At 60.7% G+C, this 1,442-nt stretch carries 2 protein-coding genes; both read right to left on the bottom strand.

The annotated features are described in order from the left end of the window. The coding region (locus ACZIRK_RS45140) for an IS4 family transposase (protein WP_474419830.1) at nucleotides 1-1,181 on the bottom strand (1,181 nt) is incomplete at its 3' end. An 11-nt stretch (nucleotides 1,182-1,192) separates the two neighbouring features. Then, nucleotides 1,193-1,442, bottom strand: a 250-nt coding sequence (locus tag ACZIRK_RS45135) for a hypothetical protein (RefSeq protein ID WP_474419829.1), incomplete at its 5' end; no start/stop codon positions are given.

Below are 1,442 nucleotides of genomic sequence, written 5' to 3'. Positions count from 1 at the left end.
TTTTTGAGCCTCAAAGTGGTGCCGTATTTGATGCGACGGAAGGCTTCGAGGCCCAGGCGCATCACCTTTGGACCAGGCTTTCCATAGTAGGCGGTCCATCCTCCAAGCCGAGCAATGACCCACGCAGCGAAGGCGAGAGTGCCTTTTGGATGCGGGTTCTTTTGCTTCGCAGTGGCCCCCTCGAGTTGAGAAGACAGGGCTTCCAGCACAGGCTGGTCATCCGGCTCGAAGGCCTCGGTTAGTTCTTCCTCGGTCGTGCCGTCACGGGCGCGAACCAGTTGCATGATCGTGACCGTCGCTACGGTAGCTGCGGCGACGAACTTGATCATGACCTCGGGTTCGCCAATGTCGGCTTCCTCGATATCAAAACCGGCGGATTTGAGCGTGCGGAAGAACTCCTCGATGGTCCAACGCCTGCGATAGAGGTCGACGATCCGACGTGCTTGTTTCGGGCTTCTTACGACATGCGTGGTGAGAAGCCGCCAATGGATCGGCTCGCCGTCATGGGTCGATGACACCTCCCGAACGTCCACCATGGTCAGGCGGATCATGTCGGGCAGATCTGGGGCAGGGCCGGGATGGGGCCGGCATGGCATGATCGGCGAGAAGCGCAAGGCAAGCTCGGCTATCCGCTCCTTGCGGCCCGGCGCCGCAGGAATCGTCACGCTGAACCGGGCGGCTTCCGGCAAGCCATCAACAAATGCAAACTGCTTCGCAAAAGCTCCGGACTTCAGTTTGATCTTCCGATTCCAGTTTGCCCTGACAAGCAACTCCACATTCGCCGGACGTCGCGCGAAATGCTCGTAGATGTCGCTTTCCCGGTCGGAGATCACGGTGATGCTTTGCGCGGTCGATAAGGCCGCGCTGGCTTGAACCGTCGCGGACAGCCAACGCTGGGACTCTTTGTCTGTTGTTGCTCGCGATCGCCGGGGCGTCACCTTGCCCTTGTCCCGATTCCAGACCTGCGCATCAACAAGACCCAGTAACGCATCAGTGCCGGCATCGAGTGCGAGCGCCGCATGCAAAAGCAGGCCCCGTGTTCCGCCGCCTTTGCCGACAGGTCCATAACCGTTGGCTTTGGCGCGCCGTCCGCCAAGGATCAGTTCGCTGGTATCCTGAACCACGATGATCTCGCGACCGGCAACACGTTCCGCCGTGCGCGAAGCCGCATGGCTCGCCATCTCTGCGACGCTCACCCGATCATTGCGCAGAAAACGCGTGAAGCGGACCTCCTGCGCTCGGCTCCCTGCAAGGCGTCGAATGCACGAACCGGGCCGTCGAACGAGCGCCGCATGCAATGCGGCCCCCCTTTTTCCAGGCGACGATCGCCAAATCGCCCCAGCCCCACCTCCATCGACATACGACCGCTCTCCACAAGACCGCCTCCCGCCAGGGAATCAGTCTTCGCCGATCTTCGCAACAAAGATGTGTGCATTAGATAG

This window comes from Bradyrhizobium sp. Leo114, assembly GCF_055229415.2.
Note: the sequence above shows the minus strand (reverse complement) of the source record. Positions and strands in the feature narration are given on the sequence as shown.